We start from the raw sequence: 22,483 nt of genomic DNA on the forward strand, positions 1-22,483 counted from the left end.
AGGCTATCCCTTTGCTGGCCCTTCTACTGGCGACCTTCCGGACCGTGAACCGCCTGTACGCGGCGGATCGTCTTGGTCTTGGAACGCATCGTAACCGTTTCAGTGGTGTAGCACCCATCTGCAGTGCGGTGAACGCCTTGCAGCATGGAGCCGTCCGTCACACCGGTTGCGGCGAAAATAACATCGCCGGACGCGAGGTCCATCAACGAATATTTACGGTTAAGGTCTTCGATGCCCCATTTGGCTGCGCGGCCACGCTCATCATCGTTGCGGAACAACAGACGGCCTTGCATCTGGCCACCAATGCAGCGCAGTGCGGCGGCTGCCAGAACACCTTCCGGCGCGCCGCCAGAGCCCATGTAAAGGTCAATGCCCGTCTTGGGGTCGGTCGTTGCGATCACACCAGCCACATCGCCGTCGCCAATCAGGTGCACGCTGCAGCCAAGCTCACGCAGTTCCTTGATAAGGGCTGCGTGGCGCGGGCGGTCAAGCACACAAACCGTAACATCAGCCGGCGCGCAGCCTTTGGCCGCTGCAACTGCCGTCACGTTTTCAGTCGGGCTTTTATCAAGGTCGATCACACCGTCCGGCAGGCCGCCGCCAACGGCGATCTTGTCCATATAAACATCAGGCGCGTTCAGGAGACCGCCCTCAGCGGAGATCGCGAGTACGGCAAGCGCATTCGGCATAGCCTTGGCACAGATGGTCGTGCCTTCAAGCGGGTCCAGCGCGATGTCCACTTTCGGGCCACCGGCGCCAACTTTTTCACCGATATAAAGCATCGGCGCTTCGTCACGCTCGCCTTCGCCAATCACAACCGTGCCATCAATCGGCAGCAGGTTGAAGGCTTTGCGCATGGCTTCCACAGCGGCAGCATCTGCTGCCTTTTCATCGCCGCGGCCCGTCCATTTGCTGGCAGCAATCGCACCGGCTTCGGTCACGCGAACCACCTCGAGAACCAGAATACGGTTCAGATCCTGTGACGACATATGATAGTTCCCCTTGATTAAGCTTCTATTCTTAGCATTGCCGGGGTCTCTAGCACACATTCGAGTTCAGTGAAACGGTTGAGTGCGGCTGCAACAGAAGCTTCAACGACCATGTGGGTTGTCATAATGATATATACACCACCATCGGATGCACGACCACGCTGTAACATGCTCTCGATCGAGACTTTCTCTTCCGCGAGGATTTTGGTGATATCAGCCATCACACCGTGACGGTCTTCAACACGCAGGCGCAGATAGTAGGTGCCCTTGTGTTTAGAGACCGGTACTGGCACCGCTGTTTTGAGCTGATCCGCAGGCACACCGAGGCGAGGACCACCTTGCCCGCGCGCAACGTCAACGATATCAGCCATCACGGCCGATGCAGTTGGCCCTTGGCCCGCGCCCGCGCCCTCATAAACTGTCTGGCCAACAAAGTCGCCGTCCACAACCACTGCGTTTGTAGCGTTCATCACGTTCGCAAGCGGGGCCGAGATTGGCACCATCGCTGGATGAACGCGCGTTTCCACGCCTTCATCCGTATGCTGTGCAACACCCAGCAGCTTGATGCGGTAGCCAAGCTCCTTGGCGTATTCGATATCAACGGGCGCGATGTTGCGGATGCCTTCCGTCGGCAGATTTTCCATGTCCGGCTCTACACCAAACGCCAGCGAGGCGAGAATCGCGGTCTTGTGCGCGGTGTCGATGCCGTCGATGTCGAAGGTAGGGTCGGCTTCGGCGTAACCAAGGCGCTGCGCATCCGCGAGCACATCGTCAAACGCCAGCCCCTCGCGTTCCATACGCGTCAGGATGTAGTTGCAGGTACCGTTGAGGATACCACGCACCGCAGTTACGTCGTTGCCCACAAGTCCCTCGCGCAGGGCCTTGATGATGGGGATACCGCCAGCCACTGCCGCCTCGAAGCGGAGCGGTGCACCGGTTTTCTCGGCCAGCGCCGCTAGTTCCTTGCCGTGCATGGCGATGAGCGCCTTGTTGGCGGTCACAAAACCGATGCCGTTGCCAAGCGCTTCACGCGCGAGCGCAAGTGCCGGGCCGTCACTGCCACCGATGAGTTCAACGATCAGATTGATTCCGCTATTCTTGGCCGCCATATCGACCGCATTGTCGAACCAGCGGTAGGACGTGAGGTCGACACCCCTGTCCCGGTTCCTGTCGCGGGCGGAGACACCGCCAATTTCAATTTCCCGTCCGGACCTGGCGGCAATCAGCGCACCGTGTTTCTCCAAGATTTTAACGACGCCGGCACCGACGGTTCCTAGTCCCGCGATGCCGACGATGATCTTGCCACTCAAGTCCGAATTCATAGATGTCTCCACTCAGTTACGCGTCTCTGCGCGCCTATGACTAATTACTTCTGATCCTGTTTAGCACGCCACTCGGCAATCAGCTCATCCTTGCGTGACATGAATTTCTTAATGTTCCGGATAGCCTGCCTGATGCGGTGTTCGTTCTCTACAAGGCCAATGCGCACGAAACCCTCACCGTATTCGCCAAAGCCAATACCCGGCGCGACAGCGATCTTGGCGTGTTCGAGCAACAGCTTGGAAAATTCCATGCTGCCCATTTCCTTGAAGTCCTCGGGGATTGGTGCCCATGCAAACATGGAGGCCTTCGGGCTCGGGATTTCCCAGCCCGCCGCAGCAAGGCCTTCCACCAGCACATCGCGGCGTTTTTTATAGGTCTCGCGGTGCAGGTCGATACAGTCCTGCGGGCCATTGAGAGCTGCGACAGCGGCCACTTGAATGGGCGTGAAGGCACCATAGTCGAGGTAACTTTTCACCCGCGTAAGCGCCGCCACAAGTTCCTTGTTGCCCGCGCCGAAGCCCACCCGCCAGCCGGCCATGGAATAGGTTTTCGACAGACTGGTGAACTCGATCGCTATATCCTTGGCGCCCGGCACTTGAAGGATCGATGGCGGCGGGTTGTCATCAAAATAGATTTCGCAGTAAGCGAGGTCCGAGAGGATCCAGATGCCGTGTTTCTTGCAGAAATCCACTACCTCTGCATAGAAGGCCAAGTCCACAACCTCAGCGGTCGGATTGCCCGGATAGCAGAGGATCACCGCAGTAGGCGTCGGGATACTGTGCTGCACGGCATATTTGAGCTCGGTCAGGAAATCGCGGCCCGGTCCCATCGGCAGGTGACGCACGGCGGCGCCTGCAATCATGAAACCGTAAGGGTGGATCGGAAAGCTCGGGTTCGGTACCAGAATAACGTCGCCCGGCGTTGTGATAGCAGATGCGAGGTTGGCGAGCCCTTCCTTGGAGCCGAGCGTCACAACGGTTTCGGTTTCTGGGTCAATATCCACACCGAAGCGGCGCTTATAATATGCTGCGTGCGCGCGCCTCAGCCCCGGAATACCGCGGGAGACCGAATAGCCATGGGTGGTGGGCTTATCCACAGTATCTTTCATCTTGTCGATGATGTGCTGCGGGGTTGGCAAGTCCGGGTTCCCCATCCCGAGATCAATGATATCTTCGCCCCTCGCTCGCGCCGCCGCCTTCATCTGGTTCACTTCAGCGAACAGATAAGGAGGCAAGCGCCGGATGCGATAGAAGTCCTGATTACTCATGATAGGGTTTATCCCGAATGAAGGTTGATAATACGTCAGTCTCATTGGCCTAACGGCCTGAGCGATTAGCTCTAAGCGAAATCAAAGGGGGACGCAACGGGATTGCGCAATGATCGGAATGTTTTTTATACGCTTTGCGTAATAGAGTTGCGCGACCTACAGCGCTCAACTTCGGTCTAAGGAGCCAGAAACATAAAAGGCCGGAAAGCCCGGCCCATGTGTAACGCTTTAGCTATGGGGTATCCCCTCTATTCGATCAGCGCTTCCTGTGCAAGGCGCAGGGCCTTCTCAGCCCGCTCAAGCGCGATGCGACTATGACCATTACCGATCACGGCGATTCGCTCTTTCAGCTCATCGCGGCGTGCCTGGATCGATGCTTTTGCCGATGCCAGAGCAACCTTGCGTGCCGCCACGGCGGCCTCTGCATGCTCAGCTTCAACAAAAGTGAAGTTCATCGGTAGTTCAGCGATCTCGACCGCGATAGCCTCGCTGAACTTCTCAAACTTGGCCATATCAACCTTGGCAAAAGCCTGCTCGCCGAGTTCAATACGATACTTGATATCTTCACGCAGAGCTTCAACCTGAGCCTCAAACGCCTCATTGCGGGCGCTGCATTCTTCATCGTTCGTATCGCTCTCGCCGCCTTCGAACGATGCGGTCTCGGCCTCGTCGGCCATGTCGAGCACCATAGACCCAACACCGTCAAACGACATTGGCCGCTCTCCCGCCATGGAAGAGGTCCCAAGCAGGCCAGCTGCGGTTAGTGCTGCGATAACAAAGGGCTTCATTGCGACTTATCCCCGAAGTGCATGAATGAGTGTGCAGAATGCTACATTATTACAGTTTGAGCAAGACTCATTCAGATGAAGTGCTTCACAAAAATGCGAGGACGGGCCACATATGCGGCGCCGTCCTCTTCCATCACCAATAGTGATGACTGGCGGGTTCAGTTTTATTCAGGTGTGGACGGCGCGACAGGCGCCTCTTCCTGAAGCTGGCGGCGCCGCTCTTCCAGTTTGCGCTCAAGGCGTTCGCGCTCACGCTTTAGCTGCTCTTCGGCCCGCTTGAGGCCTTCAAGCTGGCGCTCTTCGGCGCGGCCAAGCTCCTTTCGGGCTTCCTCAAGGCTGCGCGCATGTTCCTCGCGCATTTCGTCATCAAAGTTGAATTCGAATTCAAGCTCAGTCATCGCCTCAGCGATATCCTCCTGCGCTTCGGCAAGATCTTCTGAAATCTCAACACGAATATGGTCGAAATCCTTCATGTGGACTTCCATATCCGCGAGCGCTTCTTCCATCGCCTTGATCTCGATTGTGCGCATGGCCTTCATATCCGGCATATGGGCGAATGCGAACCTCATGTGATCCGCGGATGACTGCAGTGCGTCCAGGGCGTGTTCAAGGCCAGTCTTGGCAGCTTCAAGCGCCTCGCGCTCATCGCCCTTCTTGGCTTTCTTCAGCCGCGCCTCGACTTTTTCAAGTGCATCGCGGGTCTCGGTGATCGCCTTGGTGCGCGCATCATCCTGAAACTTGAGCACCTTGCCATCCTTCTGGATGATGACATTGGGTTCGCCCGCTTTGACAATGCGGATTTTCTTCTCAGACTTCTCGATCTTCTGTTCTTCGGCATCGTCGCCCATAGCGGCCATAGCGTGAACTGCGGTCGCCGCTGTAACGCTTGCCAGAGAGATACCGGCAACCAGTGCCAGACGATGTTTCAGGGATTGGAATTTGGACATACTCATACTCCTCGCTTCATGTCTGCTGCTTGGCGCAGCTTTTTCGCTGTCACGAGACCGGCACTTATGGTGCGCCGTATCACGCATCTGTGAGTAGAGACCTGAGGTATGAAAAGAGGAAGCCCAAAGCGGCAGAATGGTGGCGATCTGCGACCAAGTGACGGCAACGGGATGTGTTTTTTAGATTGCTCGCCTAGTCGACAGGCAGCAAAAGGGCGGATACACGCCGCCCTTCAATAAGAAGCACATTATAGGTACGCGCAGCCGCGCCTGTGTCCATGACATCATAGCCGATGCCCGCAGCCTCTAGCGCCTGACGGAGGGCTGACGGCACGAGCTGCATCTTCTCGCCGGTACCGATCAGCACAAGCTCAGGCTTTTCTTCCGCGTTGAAGCCCAGTTCAAAGTCTGCTGCGCTCAGTTCCTGTGCCGTTTTGGCCTCAATCGGGTAAAACCCGGCTGAGAGCACGAGGACGCCGCCTTGTACGCGGCGCCCTAACAGGCGAAAGCCGCCATCGCCATAGCTTTCCACCAGAAGCATGTCCTCATTGGACTGTGCCTCAAGCGTTACGCCACCGGATGTGAAGCTTTTGCCTGCCATTTTTACATCTGCTCGAACGGGTTGGACGGGCGGGACTTGTCCACCGTCGGATCGTCTTTTTCGTCCTCGATGATCATGGCCTCACGGCGCAGGTTGAACATGAGGAGAAGTGGTGACGCGATGAAGATCGAGCTGTAGGTACCAATCACGATGCCCCAGATCATGGCTGCGGTGAAGCCCTGGATCGCAGGACCGCCGAGGAAGAACAGAGCAAACAACGCGAGGAGCGTTGTGAGCGATGTCATGAGTGTCCTGCTCAGGGTCTGGTTCAGGGAGAAGTTGATCAACTCGTCCATCGGCATCTTTCGGAACTTACGAATATTTTCGCGGATCCGGTCATACACCACCACGGTATCGTTGAGGCTGTAACCGATAATGGTGAGGATCGCGGCGATGATCGACAGGTTAAATTCCAGCCTCGTGACGGCAAAGAAGCCCACGGTCAACAGCACGTCGTGCACAAGGGCAACAACAGCACCAAGGCCAAACTGCCACTCGAAGCGGAACCAGATATAAATCAGGACCGCGATAACAGCGATGGTTACCGCGAGCGTACCGTCACGCTTCAGCTCTTCCGACACTGTCGGGCTGATGAAATTACCGTCAAGGAAGGTAAGGCCGGGAATAGCTGCGGGCAATTCCTCACGCACCCGCTGGATCACGGCGCCCTGCGCATCGGCATCGCCCGGCTGGCGTTCGATGCGGATCATTGCGTCATCCTGCCGACCAAATTCGCGGACGGAGGCGCCGACATATCCCATGTCGTTGACCACCTGCCGGACTTCGTCTATCGGCACAGCCTTGCCGTCTTCCATCTGAACCTCAACAGAGATTCCGCCTTTGAAGTCAATGCCGTAGTTCAGACTTTGAACGGCGAAAAGTGCGATCGAGGCAACGAGAAGAATGGCCGATAATGCAATGGCGATCTTGCGAACGGACATGAAGTTGATTTTGGTGTTTTCAGGTACCAGACGTAGCAACATCATTCCCTCCCCTTAAATCGGCAGGCGCGCGGGTTGAGCCCGCTTCAGCCAGGTTGCAAGAATGAGACGCGACAACACGACCGCCGTGAACATGGAGGTCAGAATACCAACGGCAAGCGTGACCGCAAAGCCCTGTACCGGCCCCGAACCAAGCATGTAGAGAACAGCAGCGGCAATGAAGGTCGTGATGTTGGCATCAACGATAGTGGACATTGCCTCACCGTACCCGTGTTCCATCGCGCCAAACGGCTTACGGCCATTTGCCTGCTCTTCCCGGATACGCTCAAAGATCAGCACGTTGGCGTCCACGGCCATACCGATGGTCAGAACAATGCCGGCAATGCCCGGCAGGGTAAGCGTCGCCTGAAACAAGCTAAGCGCGCCAAGGATGAGCACAAGGTTCGTCAGCAGCGCCACGTTGGCGGCAAGGCCAAAGCGGCCATAGTATGCAAGCATGAACACAATTACGCCAACAAAGCCCACCATGGATGCCGTTTTGCCGGCATCAATTGTTTCCTGCCCGAGTGATGGGCCAACCGTACGTTCAGACAGTACGGAAAGCGGAATGGGCAAAGCACCTGCTTTAAGAAGCGTTGCAAGCTCCTGCGCTTCAGCCGCGGTACCGATATTGGTGATCTGGCCGCTACCCGAAAGGATAGGCACTTGAATGGTGGGAGCGGAGATAACAGTGTTATCAAGCACGATGGCGAACGGACGACCAACATTGTCACGCGTATGATTGCCGAAACGTTTTGCGCCAGCAGTATTGAACGCGAATGTAACTGCCGGACGGCCATTCTGGTCATAGGCTGCTTTGGCATCCGTCAGATCGTCACCGGAAACGATAATCCGTTCCTTGATGACGATCTGGCCCGGCCCATCGGACATCGGTAGCGCGCGTTCGCGCACACCGAGGCGCCCACGGGCAATATCCTCGGGGCTCACATTAGTGTTCACATCATGAAAGCTAAGTTTCGCGGTTTTACCAACAAGACGCTTGATCTCTTCCGGGTCGCTGGCGCCGGGTACTTCCAGCACAATGCGGTCAGATCCTTCGACTTGAAGCAGAATCTCTTTGGTGCCATCGGGATCAATCCGCTTGCGGATAACTTCCATCGCACGGGAGATGGCGTCGCGTTTCTGTACCTCAATGCCCTGATCGGTCAGCGTCAAGGTAAAGGCACCACCCTCGCGGGTCATTGCCACTTCCTGCACACCACCACCCAGCAGTGCGTTCGTCGCACCGACGGAGTTTTGTGTAAGCGGCAGGAGTTCCTGACGCGCAGCTTCAATCTGATCTTCCGCTTCAACAGTGAACAGCACACTGCGACCTTCGGTCTGAATGCTGCGGATGCGGAACGGGCGATTGTTGTTGCGAATATCCCGTACCTGGTCGGCAAGGTTTTCAAGGCGAGCTTTGACCACATCGTCGGTATCAGCACTATACAGCAGCCGAACGCCGCCACGCAGGTCAAGGCCAAGGCTAAGGGTCTTTGTCGGCATGAAGCCCGGCAACTCAGCCCGTTGTTCTTCAGTCAGGAAGTTGGGTACGGCGGCAAGAACGCCGAACAGGCACACGGCCAGAATTATTAGCACTTTCCAGCGCGGAAAGGTCAACATGCGAGGTCCCCTAGACAGACAAGCGCCCGGACCTTGGTGGTCCGGGCTCTTTCATTATTTCTTTTCGTCAGCGGCTACGGCGGGTTCGCCTTTGGCGCGCACGTCCGAGAGCGTGCCTTTGATCACACGCACGCGTACGCCGTCAGCGATCTCGACTTCGATCTCAGCGTCGTCGTCTTTTACCTTGGTAACTTTACCGACAAGGCCGCCGGCGGTCACAACGGTGTCTCCACGGCGAACGTTGTTCACCATCTCGCGGTGCGCTTTCATCTTCTTGTTTTGTGGGCGCAGAATCAGGAACCAGAAGATGGCAATGATCAGGATAAACGGGAGAAAGCTCTCCAGCATGCCAGGCTGTTGCGGTGCTGCCTGTGCGAGAACAGATGAGAATAACATGTGACTAACCTCTTTAAAGACGTGGCTCCCTCAGCCACCCATAGAATTTCTTTGGCCGGACTATAGCTTCATTGCCTTCAAATGCAACAATCACCGTGGTATCAAGCCTGTCCTAAATGGGTGCTTTCAGGAAGGGATGCAATAGTCTATGACCGATGCGCAAGCGAATAAGGACCTGATTGCGGCAATTAACCGCCTGTCGGCGGCCCTTGAGGCGCAGGCAAACGCCGCTGAAGCGCCAACTGCCGCGCTTGCTGACGCAGATGCCTATGTCTATGACGCTGAAAGCGGCATCTTGCGCGCGGTAGCCCGCGTGGCGGTCCCCAAGCTTGATCTCCTCAAGGGCATCGACCGGTCGAAACGCACACTCCTAGATAACACGCGGCGCTTTGCCGCTGGCGCATCGGCCAACAATGCACTGCTGTGGGGGGCACGCGGCATGGGTAAATCCACGCTCATCAAGGCTGTGCATGCGGCTGTTGTCGCAGAAAGCAAAGGCACACCGCCGGTACTAGTGGAAATCCACCGCGAGGATATTGCCGCCCTGCCCGGCCTCCTTCGCGACCTCAGACAAAGTGAGCGCAACGTCATCGTTTTCTGCGACGATCTTTCGTTCGACAACCCTGATCAGGACTTCAAAGCCCTTAAATCAGTTCTTGAGGGCGGCCTTGAAGGTAGACCGGAGAACGTGATTTTTTACGCCACCTCAAACCGCCGCCATCTGCTGCCACGCACCATGATGGACCAGGAGAGCGCTACGGGCATTCACCCGAACGAATCGATGGACGAAACCATCGCGCTTTCGGACCGCTTTGGCCTGTGGCTTGGCTTCCACCCGTGCGACCAGTCGGAGTATCTATCGATGGTTGAGGGCTACCTGGCTTCGTTCGAACTCAAGGGCAATATTGACTGGCGGCCAGCAGCGCTTGAATGGGCGAAAACCCGCGGCAACCGGTCTGGCCGGACAGCGTGGCAATTTGTAGTGAATGTGGCGGGTGAACTGGGGAAACGTGTGCGCTTCTAGTTCCCGGCGTTTGCCTGCATGCGGCTCAGGTAGCGGAGCGGATCAAGCGCCTGCCTGCCTTTCCTGATTTCAAAGTGAAGCTGCGGTTCGGAAACACCGCCTGTATTGCCGACCCGCGCGATGACCTGCCCCTTGGAGACCTGATCCCCCTGCCGCACCAGCAGGCGTTCATTGTGCGCATAGGCCGTAATCCAGCCGCCCGAGTGTTTGACGAGCAACAGGTTGCCATATCCCTGCAAGGCGTTGGAGGCATAAACCACAACGCCCGCCTCGGATGCCTTCACCGGCGTCCCTTGCCGCGCGATGATGTTGATGCCGTCGTTATGCAGACCGTCCTGCTTTGGACCGAAGCGCGAAGCCACGCGACCGGCCACCGGCCAGTCAAATCCGCTTGAAGACCGTGGCGGCGGCGTGGTGCTTGGCACCGTGCGCCCCACAGTCTGGGTTGGCTGCACAATGCGCGGGCTTACGCTTGCGGTTTGCGTCGCACCGCCGCTCGCGCCGCCCGGAAGGCGCAGCTTTTGCCCAACTGCCAGCGTATAGGGCGGCCTGACGTTATTCTCCCGCATCAAGGCGGAAACCGTCACTCCGTAACGGCGGGAGATGCTGTAGCCAGTCTCGCCTTTCGCCACCACATGCACCTGCCCGCTTGGCACCTTGAGCCGCTGCCCGACGGCCAGCGTGTATGGCGCGCGCAGGCGATTGGTGGAAACAAGGTCGCGCACCGGCACATCATAGCGTCGGGAGATGGCATAGAGCGTTTCGCCCTTGCGCACGATATGGTCGCCACCCGAACTGCCAGCCACAGGCGTGGCCACAACTTGGCGCGAGCTGCTCGAAGCGTAACGAACCGGTGGTGTCGGTTTGGTACGCGGCAAAGGGATCGGATCGGGTGCATTACGCACAAAACTGACGGCAGGAATGTCCGCCGGGGCAACATAGTAGCCTCCCGTCGAACAGGCTGAAAGCAAGAGCACAAGCCCTGCGCCCAAGCTAAAGCGTGGGGATTTCTGCGCCAATTTTGTTCCTCCGCCCGTCATGCCCCAAAAGATAGCGGCATGGTTCCCTGTCGGCAACTGGTGAGTTGTGACTTTGTAACGCGAAAGCTAAAGCTCGCAGTCCACCTTGCCGAGCATCGTGCGTCGTGTTTCGTGGTGGGTGAGGTCAAGGTGCAGCGGGGTCACGGAGATATAATTCTCGCGCACGGCCTTGAGGTCCGTCTCGTGGCCCGGCACGCCCACTTCACGGCCAAGGCCGAACCAGTAGTAGGTGAAGCCCCGCGGGTCGACCCGTTCCTCGATGTTGGTCCCGGTGAGCTCGCGGAGCCCCTGTTCGGTCACCTTGACGCCTTTGACCTCTTCCGCCGGAATAGCGGGGAAGTTCACGTTCATGAGCACGTTTGCGGGCCAACCGGTCTCGATCAACCGCTTAATAACCATTGGCCCGTGGGTCTCAGCGTTATCCCAGCAGGTTTTAGTGTTTGGCCGTGTGCACTGGCTGAGCGCAATAGATGGCACGCCAGCAAGCTGGCCTTCCATGGCAACGGAAACCGTGCCCGAATAGGTCACGTCTTCCGCCATGTTGCCGCCCCGGTTCACACCGGAGAGGATCAGCGTAGGCTTATGATCCTTCATGATCTTGTTGATGGCCATCATCACGCAGTCGGTCGGAGTACCAGACACCGCCCAGCGTTTTTCACCAAGCTGGCGTAGCCTGAGGATGCGCGACAGCGTCAGCGAATGACCGGCGCCCGACTGTTCTTCCTCGGGCGCCACGACCCACACATCGTCGCTGAACTGCCGTGCAATGCGCTCCAGCACTTCAAGGCCGGGCGCATTGATACCGTCATCGTTCGATACGAGGATACGGGCGGTTGAGATAGCTGTCATAAGTCTCGCCTTCTGCTTGTCGTTCAGGCGGAAATGACCTCAAGACCGCCCATATAGGGTTTCAGCACTTCTGGCACGCGGATGGTACCGTCAGCCTGCTGGTAGTTTTCCACCACTGCAATCAGTGTACGGCCAATCGCGAGGCCGGACCCATTGAGGGTATGAACAAATTTTGTCTGTTTTTCGCCTTTCGGGCGGCAGCGCATTTTCATGCGGCGCGCCTGGAAGTCGCCACAAGTCGAACAGGAGGAGATTTCGCGGTAGCGGCCCTGCCCCGGTAGCCATACCTCAATGTCGTAGGTGCGACGCGCGCCGAAGCCGATATCGCCGGTACACAGCTTGACAGTACGGAACGGCAGTTCAAGGCGCTTCAGCACTTCTTCCGCGCACGCAGTCATGCGCTCAAGCTCTTCGTCCGATTTGTCTTCGGTGGTGACAGTGACCATCTCCACCTTCTCGAACTGGTGCTGGCGGATCATGCCGCGCGTATCGCGGCCAGCCGAGCCAGCTTCTGCCCGGAAACACTGGCTGTGCGCGGTAAAACGCAGCGGCAGTGTTTCCTCGTCGAGTATTTCACCCGAATGCAGGTTCGTGAGCGTCACTTCCGATGTCGGGATCAGCCAGTGCTCAGTTGTCGTTTTGAACGCATCTTCGCCAAACTTCGGTAGTTGGCCAGTGCCCAGAAGGGCAGTATCACGCACCATGGCAGGCGTGATGACTTCAGTGTAGCCGTGCTCGCTCGTGTGCAGGTCCAGCATGAACTGACCAAGCGCACGGTGCAGGCGCGCCATACCAGCCGAGAGCACCACAAAACGCGCGCCTGACAGCTTGGCCGCGCGCTCAAAATCCATCATACCAAGGCTTTCGCCCAGGTCGAAGTGTTCCTTGGGCGCAAAATCGAAACTTGCCGGTGTACCCCAGGTGCGCACTTCAATGTTGTCATCTTCGCTCGCCCCGTCCGGTACATCGTCATAGACCATGTTCGGCAGGCTCATGAGAAGGGTGTTCAGGGTTTCGCCAACCTGACGTTCTTCCTCTTCAAGTTCCGCGAGGCGGGACTTGAGACCAGCGACCTCATCCATCAGCGCCTGCGCTTCTTCCTCGTTGCCCTGACCCTTGGCGCGGCCAATCAGCTTGGAGGCCTCATTGCGGCGCGCTTGCGCGCCCTGCGCTTCGGTCAGCAGCGCGCGGTGCTTCTCGTCAAGCGCCAGAATGTCGCTCGCGCGGGCGTCTTCACCACGACGGGCAAGTGCCGCGTCAAAAGCTTCAGGGTTTTCGCGGATGAATTTCAGGTCAAACATAGGACTTCTCGGTTTAAATTCGGCTAGCTGTCGCTGCCCTCTTCCGAGGCTGCGGCTTCAGCTTTTTTGCGTTCTGTCGCGGCGATCAGCAGGATGGAAATCTCATACAGGAGCAGTATGGGAATGCCAAGGGCGATCTGGCTGATAGGGTCCGGCGGCGTAAGGAACGCGGCCACCAGAAAAGTGCCCACCACCATATAGCGGCGTTTTGCCCGCAGCCCCTCTGCGGTCACGATACCCACACGGCCCATAAGCGTAAGCGCGACAGGCAGCAGGAAGGCACAGCCAAAGCCAAAGATCATCTGCATCACAAGCGAGAGATATTCACTCACCCGCGCTTCGGCAGTAATCGCAATCGCGCCGTCACCACCTGCTTGTTCAAAACTCAGAAGGAACTGCCATGCCCAAGGGATCACGAGGAAATAAGCAAGGCATGCGCCCATAGCAAACAGGATGGGCGTTGCCGCAAGGAAAGGCAGGAAAGCTTTCTTCTCGTCCCGGTACAGGCCGGGCGCGACAAATTTCCAGATCTGCGTGGCCAAAAGCGGAAAGGTCACGATGAAGGCGGCATAAAGCGCGACCTTCAGATTGACCGCAAAACCTTCCATCAGGCCCGTGAAGATCATGCGGGCGTGTTCCTTGTCACCCTGCGCCTGCATATAGGGCTTGGCCAGGATCTGAAACAGTTCGGACGAGAAATAGAGCCCGACACCAAAGGCGACACCCATGCCGATCAGCACCTTGATGATGCGGGAGCGAAGTTCGTTCAGATGATCGAGAAGCGGCGCGCGGCTCGCGTCAACTTCGTCTTCCTCGTCCGTGATGTCCGGCTTGGCGATATCATGCGGGGTCATCATCGAATGTCTGCCCCCTCAGGCTTTTTCTTCTTGATGATCTTGTCACCGTCATTCGGCTTGTCGCCAGTTTTCGCCTCGGGCTCCGTGTCCGCATCCTTGTTCACGCGGTCCTTGGCCATCGCGGCAGCTTCCTCAGCCTCGCGGTTCTTCATGATATGGTCCGTGATTTCCTCCGGGCTCATGCCCGGGCGGAGGCCTTCCTCTTTCTTGAGATCGCGGAACGGGTCTGTCTCGCGTTCAACTTCCGTCGCCAGCTGGTCAAGCCCTTGCCGGAATTCGGAGGACAGCTCACGAACGCGCTTCATAAGCCCACCTGCCGTGCGCAAAAGACGCGGCAGTTCTTTCGGGCCAACGACGACAAGCGCCAGCACCGCGACTATGAAGATTTCCATCGCACCGATATCAAACATGTACTGAGGCTCCCGAGCCCAAAGGGGTGAACCGAGGCGTTACGCGTCGGTTTTTTCTTTTTGGGTTTCGGAGGATTTCACAACTTCGCCGTCAATGGTCTTCTGGCTTTCGACCGCCTTCGGCGTTTCTTTTTCTTCAGGCGATTCCATGCCTTCCTTGAGGCCTTTACGGAAGCTCGTGATGCCCTGAGCGATATCGCCCATCAGGCCCGAGATTTTGCCGCGACCAAAAAGCAGCACGATAAGCAGCACAACAAGTGCAATCTGTAGCCAACCCGGAAACATATTTTTTCTCCCTCTCCCGGCAGTCCCACCGGTTTGTCATACTATCTGGCAACGCGAGCGCCTTTTCACAAGGTCAGGCTTCCGCTTGCTCCTCGCTATCGACCCTTGCGCTACGTGCAGCTTCCGCCGCCTCGCGCTCGGACCGGGCAATTGCCTCTTCAAGATCAATCTGGCCCTCGGCTTCCGCGATGGCTTTCGCGGGGTCGGGCATGCCACCAAGCTTGTCGAGCGCTACATCAACGCTGTCCAAGAGCCCGGCGGCCTTGAGTTCCTGCACACCCGGCAGATCTTTAATCGTCTCAATACCAAAATGCACCAGAAAATCTTCGGTGGTGCCATATGTCACAGGACGGCCCGGTGTCCGCTTGCGGCCCATCATCCGGGCCCAGCCCGCTTCCATCAGCACATCAAGTGTGCCCTTCGAGATGGAAACACCGCGGATTTCTTCAATCTCGGCACGGGTTACTGGCTGATGGTAGGCGATAATGGCCATGGTTTCCACCGCAGCGCGGGAAAGCTTGCGCGGCTCATCCACTTCACGGCGTAGAAGAAACGCGAGATCCTCAGCCGTGCGGAACATATATTTGCCCGCAACCATCACAAGGTTCACGCCCGCGGTCGCATAGCTTTCACGGAGCGCTTCAATATGTGACAGCACGTCCACACCCTCGCCCACCCGCTCGGCAATCTCCTCAACACTCAGCGGGTTTTCGCTCGCGAACAGAATAGCCTCCACCATGCGGCGGTGCTGCGCGCTCGTTTCCGGGCTTACCTCTCTCAGGTCTTCTTCATTACTCGTCAGCATCAGTATCAGTCATTCTTGTTGTCGTTGGTGGCGCGCGCATCGTCCTCAATGCGCTGGCGCAGATATATCGGTCCAAAGGTTTCCATTTGTCTCAGGTCCGCCTGCCCTGCCTTGGCAAGTTCAAGCGAGGCGGCAAACATGCTTGCAAGCGCGGAGCGCCGCAGCCGGTCATCTTTCAGGTTGTTCGGCAGGAAGGTAGAGAGCGTCGCCCATGTAAACGTATCGCCGATCAGGCCGGATAGCCGTTCAATGGCGTCCTCAAGGGCATAAACCGGGCGGCGTTCAATACGGATTTCAGTGATGGAATGCCGCTGCCGGTTATCGGCATAAGCGCGCAACAGCTCATAGAGCGTCACATCATAGGAACCGTTCTTCAAAAGCTTCAAGCCTTCCGGCGCACCACGGCGGAACACGTCGCGGCCCATACGGTCCCGCGCCATCAGGCGGGCACCAGCCTCGCGCATTGCTTCAAGGCGTTGCAGGCGCAGTTGCAGACGGAAGGCCAGCTCTTCAGCAGACGGTTCCTCGTCGTCATCTTCCTTGGGCAGCAGCAGACGGGACTTGAGGTAGGCAAGCCACGCCGCCATCACAAGGTAATCCGCCGCCAGTTCAAGCTTCAGTTCCTTTGCGGCGGTCACGAAGCGCAAGAACTGCTCGACAAGTTCAAGGATCGAAATCTGGGTGAGGTCAACCTTCTGGGCGCGCGCGAGCGTGAGCAGCACATCAAGCGGCCCTTCAAAGCCGTCCATATGCAGCACAAGCTGGTCCGGGTCATCTGTGCCCGGCTTTACACCCTGAATGTCTTCCTCAAATTCCATCATATCGGCACGCCAACCATGTTCACCACCAGATCCGTCATGAACAGGGTCGGTACAAGGATAATATTCTTCGCAAGGAGAATAATACCCATGAGGATGAAAAATCCATAGGGCGCAATGGACCGATAGCTTTTCGCGGCCTCGTAGGGCAGCAATTGCTCCACGATGCCACCACCATCAAGCGGCGGGATCGGTAGCAGGTTGAACACCATGAACAGGCAGTTCATGAAGATGCCGTAGTACATGGTGTTCGTGATCCAGTCGTTACCACCTGCGCCAAACGCGATAGAAAAGCGCAGCACATAGGCACAGAAAATGGCAACGATAAGGTTCCCCATTGGCCCCGCAAGCGCCACGATGATCATATCCCGGCGCATCTTCTTGAAGTAGCGCGGCTGTATCATCACCGGTTTGGCATACCCAATCAGGAACGGCAGGCTTGCCATCACCGCCACCAGCGGGATGACGACCGTGCCAAGGGGGTCAATATGCACCAAGGGGTTCAGCGACAGACGGCCCTGCGACTTTGCCGTATTATCCCCAAGCGCATTGGCGGCATAGGCGTGCCCTGCCTCATGCAAGGTCACCGCCAGAAGGAACGGCAATGCCATGATGCTGAGAAGGTAGATTTTGTCGGCCAGGATTTCCAAAAGCCGGTTCCTTTACTCTTAAAACTTTTCCATCAGGGCTTCATAGCGTGCGCGCAAATCTGCGCGGTCGGCCACAGGCGCCTGGTCGGCCTCAGATATGAGGGACGCGATACGTTTCTCAAGCTTTCCTGAGATAGGATGCGCCGCCGCTGCGATGATCTGCATCTCGTCCATATTGCCGTTGCAATGAAGCACGAGATCACACCCCGCAGAGAAAGCCCCCTGTGTACGCTCGGTAAAGTCGCCCGACAGAGCTTTCATCGACAGGTCGTCTGACATCAGGATGCCCGTAAAGCCCATTTTCATGCGGATGATACGCCCGATCACAACGCGCGACAGGGTCGCCGGGCGCTTGGGGTCAATATCGCTATAGGTGATGTGTGCCGTCATACCGAAGGCGGCGTCATGCAGCGCGCGGAAGGGAATGAAGTCCGTCTTGTCTAGTTCCCCCAAGGGCGTGTCCACAACCGGCAGCGCGAGATGGCTATCAACCGACGCACGGCCATGGCCCGGCATGTGTTTGATAACTGGCAGCACACCACCGTCCATCAGCGCATCCACAACGATACGGCCAAAAGCGGCCACAAGGTCAGGATCGCGCGAGAACGCACGGTCGCCCACAATGGGGTCAGCGTCATCACGCATCACATCAAGGACTGGCAGGCAGTCCACATTAATGCCCACACGGCGCAGGTCATCCGCAATCAGGCGGCAATTGAGGCGAAGTGCGCTTGCCGCCAACGTCGGGTCTTTTTGCGCCATATTGCCAAATGTGGCCATGGGCGGGTATTTGCGCCAGTGCGGTTCGCTCATGCGCTGCACACGGCCGCCTTCCTGATCAATCAGGATTGGCACCTTGTGCCGGCCAACGCTTTTCTTGAGGTCGCTCACCAGCGCACGGATCTGGTCTGGGCTTTCGCAGTTGCGCTTGAAAAGGATGAAACCCGCAGGTTTCACCCGTTCAAAGAATGTACGCTCTTCTTTGGTGAGCGTGGTGCCGGAGCAGCCGAAAATAGCAGGGATCATTGCAGGCGCCCTCAAGGGTTCGGGTTCACAACGATACAGGCTTGCTGCTGGGCACGTAGGCCAAGGCAAACCTCATCAGCTGCGGCGCGGGTAGAAAGCGTTCCTACCCGGAGGCGGTAAAGCGTGCGGCCACCGCTTTGCACAGCTTCATAAGTCGGCGTCAGGCCAGAGAGGAAATTGCCGTATTTGCCGCGCACGGTGCGCCAGGCTTTTTCAGCGGACTCCTCTGAGCCATAGGCACCAAGCTGCACGTGATAGCCTTTGCTGGTCGTTGCCGTCTTGGCAGGCGCTGGCTTGCTTTCAGTCTTTGGCTCCACTTTCGCCGGTGCAGGCGCTGCCTTTTGCTCTTCGACTTTTACTTCCTGCTTAGCTGCTGGCTCTGTCACTTCCGCGGCGATATCGCCAATGGGGTCGTCGGATGCTGGCTCCTCCTCAACCGGGAGGTTTTCCACCGGCTCCTCAGGTTCCGGGCCAAGCGCCACATCGCCAGAAGGAGTGGTGTCACCGCTCGCGCGCTCAAACACCTGTTTGTCCTGATAGGGCACATCCATACCGCCGGGATCAGCCGGCTTCTCACGAATGGGGCTGGTGTCCGCCGTGATATGACGCGGCGCCTCACCGGCGCTACCGTCATAAAGTGCAACAATAACCGCGACAAACAGCGCAACAACCGTGACGGCGACACCTGCCATGATCCAGATTTTTTTGCCCGCGAACATGCCGCCTTCCGGCGCTTCATCTTCCGGCACAGGCTGGAGCCATGGCGGAATATCGCGCTCTGCGCTCAGGCGGTCCTGGTTGTTTGCTGAATTTCTGTCATCGCTCATGTTACCGCATTTCCTCCAGCGGCGTAACGCCAAGCACCGTAAGGCCGCTTGCAATCACGATTGCAACAGCGCGCACAAGCGCCATACGTGCTTTGGTCAACGCCTCTTCCCCTTCAATGATGAACCTCAGGCTTGGGTCATCATTGCCCTTGTTCCAGAAAGTATGGAACTCCGACGCCAGATCATAAAGGAAAAACGCAATCCGGTGCGGTTCATGTGCTTCGGCTGCCGCCTCAACCATACGCGGCCACGCAAGGCACTGCTTGATCATCGCGATCTCGCTATCGGACGCGAGGAGCGACAAGTCAGCACCCTCAAGGCTCTTGTCCGACGTATCGAGCGACGGGAACGCGTCCCGCGCCTTGGCCAGAACCGAATGCACACGGGCATGCGCATACTGCACGTAAAAGACCGGGTTATCCTTCGATTGTTCCATGACTTTCTTGAAGTCAAAATCGAGCGGCGCGTCGTTCTTGCGGGTCAGCATAATGAAGCGTGTCACGCCTGCGCCAACTTCATCCACCACTTCACGAAGTGTCACGAAGTTACCGGCCCGCTTGGACATTTTGAAAGGTTCACCGTCACGGTAAAGCTTCACAAGCTGGCAAAGGCGCACATCAAGCGCGCCATCTTCCGCAAGCGCCTTGACGGCTGCCTGCATGCGTTTCACATAGCCGCCATGGTCCGCGCCCAGCACGTCAATCATCTGATGATAGCCGCGCACATATTTGTCATGGTGGTAAGCGATATCCGCCGCGAAATAGGTATATTCGCCCGAGGACTTCTGGAGCGGACGGTCCACATCGTCACCAAAATCGGTGGCGCGGAACAGGGTCTGCTCCCGCGGTTCCCAATCGTCCGGCGTTTTGCCCTTCGGCGGCTCCAGCACACCTTCATAGATATGACCGCGGCTCCGAAGAACGTCCACTGCCTCAGGGATACGGCCGCTTTCATGCAGCGAACGCTCCGAGAAGAAGACATCATGTTCGACACCAAGCTGCCTCAGGTCCTCGCGGATCATCACCATCATCGCGTCGGAGGCTTCTTTCTTGAAGATATCAAGCCACTCAGCTTCCGGCGCATCGAGATACTGCTCGCCGTATTTAGCCTTGAGCGCCTCACCTACCGGCACAAGGTAATCGCCGGGGTACAGCCCCTCGGGGATCTCGCCGATGTCACGGCCATGCGCTTCCTGATAGCGCAGGTGCGCCGAGCGCGCGAGCGTATCAATCTGGCTGCCCGCGTCGTTGATGTAATATTCCTTGCACACGTCAAAGCCCGCCTTGATCAGCAGGTTGGCGAGTGCATCACCGAACACAGCACCACGCACGTGGCCCACATGCATCGGCCCCGTCGGGTTCGCGGAAACATATTCAACGTTGATCTTCTGACCGCCCCCCATCTGGCTATCACCAAACGACGTGCCTGCCTCGAGGATAGATTTCACCTGGCCCTGCCAGAAACCGGCAGCGATACGCAGGTTGATAAACCCGGGGCCTGCGATCTCAACAGTCTCAACTTCGGCCAGCGCTTCAAGGCCCGGCTTCAAGAGCTCCGCAATATCGCGCGGCTTTTTGCCCGCTTGTTTCGCCAACACAAGGCCTGCATTCGTGGCGATATCGCCGTGGCTCGCGTCACGCGGCGGTTCAACCGCAATATTGGAATAGTCCATGCCGGACGGCAGCTCGCCACTGGTGGCAAGCGCGTTCAACAGCGTCTCGATAGAACCCCGAAAGTGGGTAAAAACATTCATAGTGATACTCGGTTCAAATCAAACAGTTTTGCATGTTCGCGGAAGGCGAAACGGTCGGTCATGCCGGCGATGAAGTCAGCCACCACACGGGCAGTTTCAGCGGAGTTGCGCTCGCCCGCGCGGGCGCTCCATTCCGTCGGCAGGCATTCGGGCTCGGATATATACAGATTGAAAAGGTCGGTGACCACCCTTTTCGCCTTGCTGCCCATGCGGTTCACCAGATAGTGGCGGTACATGCGTTCAAAGAGGAACCCCTTAAGTTCCTTGACCGCCTGCTGCATCTCGAGACCGAAGGAAATCGTCGGCTGGCCCGCGTTGCGGATATCGTCCGGCGTCTTGGGCGCGAGAGCTGCGATGCGTTTGTTGCTCTCGACCATCAGGTCGGCAACCATACGGTTGATCATACGGCGTACAAGCTCGTGAATGACCACATCCTTCGGCGCGCCGGGATAGGTCCATTTCACCTCATCGATGAGCTGCATGACAACCGGAATGCGCTTCAGTTCTTCAAGCTCGAAGAGGCCCGCGCGCAGTCCGTCATCCAGATCATGGCTTGAGTAGGCAATATCATCGGCAAGGGCCGCGATCTGGGCTTCTGCAGATGCATAGGTGTGAATTTCCAGGTCGTTTTCCGGCAGATAGTCGCGGAAACCGAACGGAAGTTCCTCAGGCGGATTCTTGGGATCAATCGGCGCATCGGTGAGCGGGCCATTGTGTTTTGCCAGCCCCTCAAGGGTTTCCCATGTCAGGTTCAGCCCCTCGAACGATGCGTAACGGTGCTCAAGACGCGTCAGAAGGCGGAGAGCTTGAGCGTTATGATCGAAACCGTCATAGCCTTCCATGCATTCATTGAGCACGCTCTCGCCAATATGGCCAAAAGGCGGGTGACCGAGATCGTGCGCGAGCGCGAGCGCTTCAGCCAGGTCCTCATTAAGGTGCATGGAACGGGAGATGGAGCGCGCAATCTGCGCCACCTCGAGCGAATGCGTGAGGCGCGTACGGAAATGGTCCCCCTCGTGATAGACAAAAACCTGCGTCTTATGCTTGAGGCGACGGAAGGAGGATGAGTGGATCACCCGGTCGCGGTCGCGCTGGTAACAGCTGCGATTCGGCGTTTCCGGTTCCTTGAACACTCGGCCGCGGGTTTCTGACGGTTTGCAGGCGTAAGATGCAAGCGTGTCCTCATAGCGCGGCAAAGCATCGTTCATATGGTCTCTCCGTATATCCTGTTGCGCGTTTCCGGCACATTAAAGGCGCCCAATTTTTTGGGCAACTGTTTGCTGGATTTTTCTTACGCTCTCTGGCACAGTCGAAATTATTAACAAAGTGTTAATAAGTATACACATCGTTAATACACTATTAACTATGCGGCGCGAATGATCGAACTGTCCTTTAAGATTGAAGACCGGCAAACCCTGCAGAAAGCCAGCTTTCTTGCCGATATCTTTGGCCACTGGTATGAAATCCGGGAAGACAGGCATTTCCCTGACAAACGCAATTTCCGTCCGCAGAAATTCGCCAAATTCCTGCCCCAGATCGCCATGGTAACCCGCACCGCGGAAGGGACATATGAAGATCGCCTGACCGGCGACATGGTGGTTGAGGTCCTGCGCCTGAGACAAAGCCACAGCAGCCTCACGACAGCGACAGACAACTATGTACACGATATTGTGCACGGCATGCTGGATGCCACGGCCCATGCCGACGCGCCAATGTATTTCAAGGGCAAGTTCCGCCCGGAGCACATCAGCCCCATCGACTTCACTTCCCTCGTGCTGCCGTTTTCCCATAACGGCGCACCTGAAGTGCTGGATACCATCATGCTGGCATTCGATTTCAGCAAGCACGGCACTATCGAATTTGGCCGCGAGGCTCACGGCATCGCCTGACGCCACCACAAAAGTCTGACCGGCCACACCCTCGT

At 57.4% G+C, this 22,483-nt stretch carries 24 protein-coding genes; 2 read left to right on the forward strand and 22 right to left on the reverse strand.

All coding sequences use genetic code 11. The annotated features are described in order from the left end of the window. Positions 1 to 23: 23 nt before the first annotated feature. From glpX to yajC, 9 genes are all read right to left on the reverse strand, one after another. Positions 24 to 989: a class II fructose-bisphosphatase gene (glpX, locus tag B150_RS0116640; protein ID WP_020401082.1), complete on the reverse strand. Its 966-nt coding sequence runs from the start codon at positions 987 to 989 to the stop codon at positions 24 to 26. A gap of 17 nt (positions 990 to 1,006) precedes the next feature. Then, entirely contained in the window at positions 1,007 to 2,311 is a 1,305-nt protein-coding gene (locus B150_RS0116645) for a homoserine dehydrogenase (RefSeq protein ID WP_020401083.1), read from the reverse strand. Positions 2,312 to 2,355: 44 nt separating this feature from the next. Continuing rightward, a complete protein-coding gene (locus tag B150_RS0116650) occupies positions 2,356 to 3,579 on the reverse strand; it encodes an LL-diaminopimelate aminotransferase (protein WP_020401084.1) in 1,224 nt (407 codons plus the stop codon). A 248-nt stretch (positions 3,580 to 3,827) separates the two neighbouring features. Further along, positions 3,828 to 4,367, reverse strand: coding sequence for a hypothetical protein (locus B150_RS0116655; protein WP_025896056.1), 540 nt, complete (start codon positions 4,365 to 4,367; stop codon positions 3,828 to 3,830). Positions 4,368 to 4,531: 164 nt separating this feature from the next. Next, positions 4,532 to 5,314, reverse strand: a complete 783-nt coding sequence (locus B150_RS0116660; RefSeq protein WP_020401086.1) for a hypothetical protein — start codon at positions 5,312 to 5,314, stop codon at positions 4,532 to 4,534. Between the two features lie 193 nt (positions 5,315 to 5,507). Further along, positions 5,508 to 5,915 (reverse strand): Mth938-like domain-containing protein, encoded by a 408-nt coding sequence (locus B150_RS0116665; protein ID WP_020401087.1) that lies wholly within the window; start codon positions 5,913 to 5,915, stop codon positions 5,508 to 5,510. Between the two features lie 2 nt (positions 5,916 to 5,917). Continuing rightward, positions 5,918 to 6,901 (reverse strand): protein translocase subunit SecF, encoded by a 984-nt coding sequence (gene secF, locus B150_RS0116670; RefSeq protein WP_020401088.1) that lies wholly within the window; start codon positions 6,899 to 6,901, stop codon positions 5,918 to 5,920. A gap of 9 nt (positions 6,902 to 6,910) precedes the next feature. Further along, a complete protein-coding gene (gene secD, locus B150_RS0116675; protein ID WP_020401089.1) occupies positions 6,911 to 8,518 on the reverse strand; it encodes a protein translocase subunit SecD in 1,608 nt (535 codons plus the stop codon). Between the two features lie 54 nt (positions 8,519 to 8,572). Further along, positions 8,573 to 8,914 (reverse strand): preprotein translocase subunit YajC, encoded by a 342-nt coding sequence (gene yajC / locus B150_RS0116680; RefSeq protein ID WP_020401090.1) that lies wholly within the window; start codon positions 8,912 to 8,914, stop codon positions 8,573 to 8,575. Between the two features lie 148 nt (positions 8,915 to 9,062). Here yajC and B150_RS0116685 point away from each other — a divergent pair, with 148 nt between their 5' ends. Further along, positions 9,063 to 9,938, forward strand: a complete 876-nt coding sequence (locus B150_RS0116685; RefSeq protein WP_020401091.1) for an ATP-binding protein — start codon at positions 9,063 to 9,065, stop codon at positions 9,936 to 9,938. On the opposite strand, the gene B150_RS0116690 is transcribed toward B150_RS0116685, so the two are convergent. The 13 genes from B150_RS0116690 to B150_RS0116750 form a co-directional block, all read right to left on the reverse strand. Then, positions 9,935 to 10,957, reverse strand: a complete 1,023-nt coding sequence (locus B150_RS0116690; protein WP_162139717.1) for a M23 family metallopeptidase — start codon at positions 10,955 to 10,957, stop codon at positions 9,935 to 9,937. The genes B150_RS0116685 and B150_RS0116690 overlap by 4 nt on opposite strands. A gap of 87 nt (positions 10,958 to 11,044) precedes the next feature. Further along, positions 11,045 to 11,827, reverse strand: coding sequence for a 5'/3'-nucleotidase SurE (gene surE / locus B150_RS0116695; RefSeq protein WP_020401093.1), 783 nt, complete (start codon positions 11,825 to 11,827; stop codon positions 11,045 to 11,047). Positions 11,828 to 11,850: 23 nt separating this feature from the next. Then, positions 11,851 to 13,128 carry a serine--tRNA ligase gene (gene serS, locus B150_RS0116700; protein WP_020401094.1) on the reverse strand — a complete coding sequence of 426 codons (1,278 nt, stop codon included), beginning with the start codon at positions 13,126 to 13,128 and terminating at the stop codon, positions 11,851 to 11,853. A 23-nt stretch (positions 13,129 to 13,151) separates the two neighbouring features. Further along, complete coding sequence (tatC, locus tag B150_RS0116705) at positions 13,152 to 13,985, reverse strand: twin-arginine translocase subunit TatC (RefSeq protein WP_020401095.1); 834 nt, start codon at positions 13,983 to 13,985, stop codon at positions 13,152 to 13,154. Next, positions 13,982 to 14,395, reverse strand: a complete 414-nt coding sequence (tatB, locus tag B150_RS22685) for a Sec-independent protein translocase protein TatB (RefSeq protein WP_020401096.1) — start codon at positions 14,393 to 14,395, stop codon at positions 13,982 to 13,984. The genes tatC and tatB overlap by 4 nt, the downstream gene beginning before the upstream one ends. Positions 14,396 to 14,434: 39 nt before the next feature. Further along, positions 14,435 to 14,680 carry a twin-arginine translocase TatA/TatE family subunit gene (locus B150_RS0116715; protein ID WP_020401097.1) on the reverse strand — a complete coding sequence of 82 codons (246 nt, stop codon included), beginning with the start codon at positions 14,678 to 14,680 and terminating at the stop codon, positions 14,435 to 14,437. 73 nt (positions 14,681 to 14,753) lie between these two features. Further along, entirely contained in the window at positions 14,754 to 15,485 is a 732-nt protein-coding gene (scpB, locus tag B150_RS21625) for an SMC-Scp complex subunit ScpB (protein ID WP_020401098.1), read from the reverse strand. Between the two features lie 5 nt (positions 15,486 to 15,490). Beyond that, complete coding sequence (locus B150_RS0116725) at positions 15,491 to 16,306, reverse strand: segregation and condensation protein A (protein WP_020401099.1); 816 nt, start codon at positions 16,304 to 16,306, stop codon at positions 15,491 to 15,493. Then, entirely contained in the window at positions 16,303 to 16,953 is a 651-nt protein-coding gene (locus B150_RS0116730; RefSeq protein ID WP_020401100.1) for a site-2 protease family protein, read from the reverse strand. Before B150_RS0116730 ends, B150_RS0116725 begins: the two co-directional genes overlap by 4 nt. Before the next feature lie 18 nt (positions 16,954 to 16,971). Then, the gene (gene nagZ / locus B150_RS0116735) at positions 16,972 to 17,979 is read right to left on the reverse strand and encodes a beta-N-acetylhexosaminidase (protein WP_020401101.1); all 1,008 of its coding nucleotides are present in this window, start codon (positions 17,977 to 17,979) and stop codon (positions 16,972 to 16,974) included. An 11-nt stretch (positions 17,980 to 17,990) separates the two neighbouring features. Next, a complete protein-coding gene (locus B150_RS22690) occupies positions 17,991 to 18,806 on the reverse strand; it encodes an SPOR domain-containing protein (protein ID WP_020401102.1) in 816 nt (271 codons plus the stop codon). Between the two features lies 1 nt (position 18,807). Next, positions 18,808 to 20,559 carry an arginine--tRNA ligase gene (argS, locus tag B150_RS0116745; protein ID WP_020401103.1) on the reverse strand — a complete coding sequence of 584 codons (1,752 nt, stop codon included), beginning with the start codon at positions 20,557 to 20,559 and terminating at the stop codon, positions 18,808 to 18,810. Beyond that, entirely contained in the window at positions 20,556 to 21,767 is a 1,212-nt protein-coding gene (locus B150_RS0116750) for a deoxyguanosinetriphosphate triphosphohydrolase (RefSeq protein WP_020401104.1), read from the reverse strand. Before B150_RS0116750 ends, argS begins: the two co-directional genes overlap by 4 nt. A 168-nt stretch (positions 21,768 to 21,935) precedes the next feature. Between B150_RS0116750 and B150_RS0116755 the strand changes: the two genes are divergently transcribed. After that, complete coding sequence (locus B150_RS0116755; protein WP_020401105.1) at positions 21,936 to 22,448, forward strand: PAS domain-containing protein; 513 nt, start codon at positions 21,936 to 21,938, stop codon at positions 22,446 to 22,448. The last annotated feature ends 35 nt before the right edge of the window (positions 22,449 to 22,483 follow it).

Source organism: Kordiimonas gwangyangensis DSM 19435 = JCM 12864 (genome assembly GCF_000375545.1).
Classification (GTDB): Bacteria; Pseudomonadota; Alphaproteobacteria; order Sphingomonadales; family Kordiimonadaceae; genus Kordiimonas; species Kordiimonas gwangyangensis.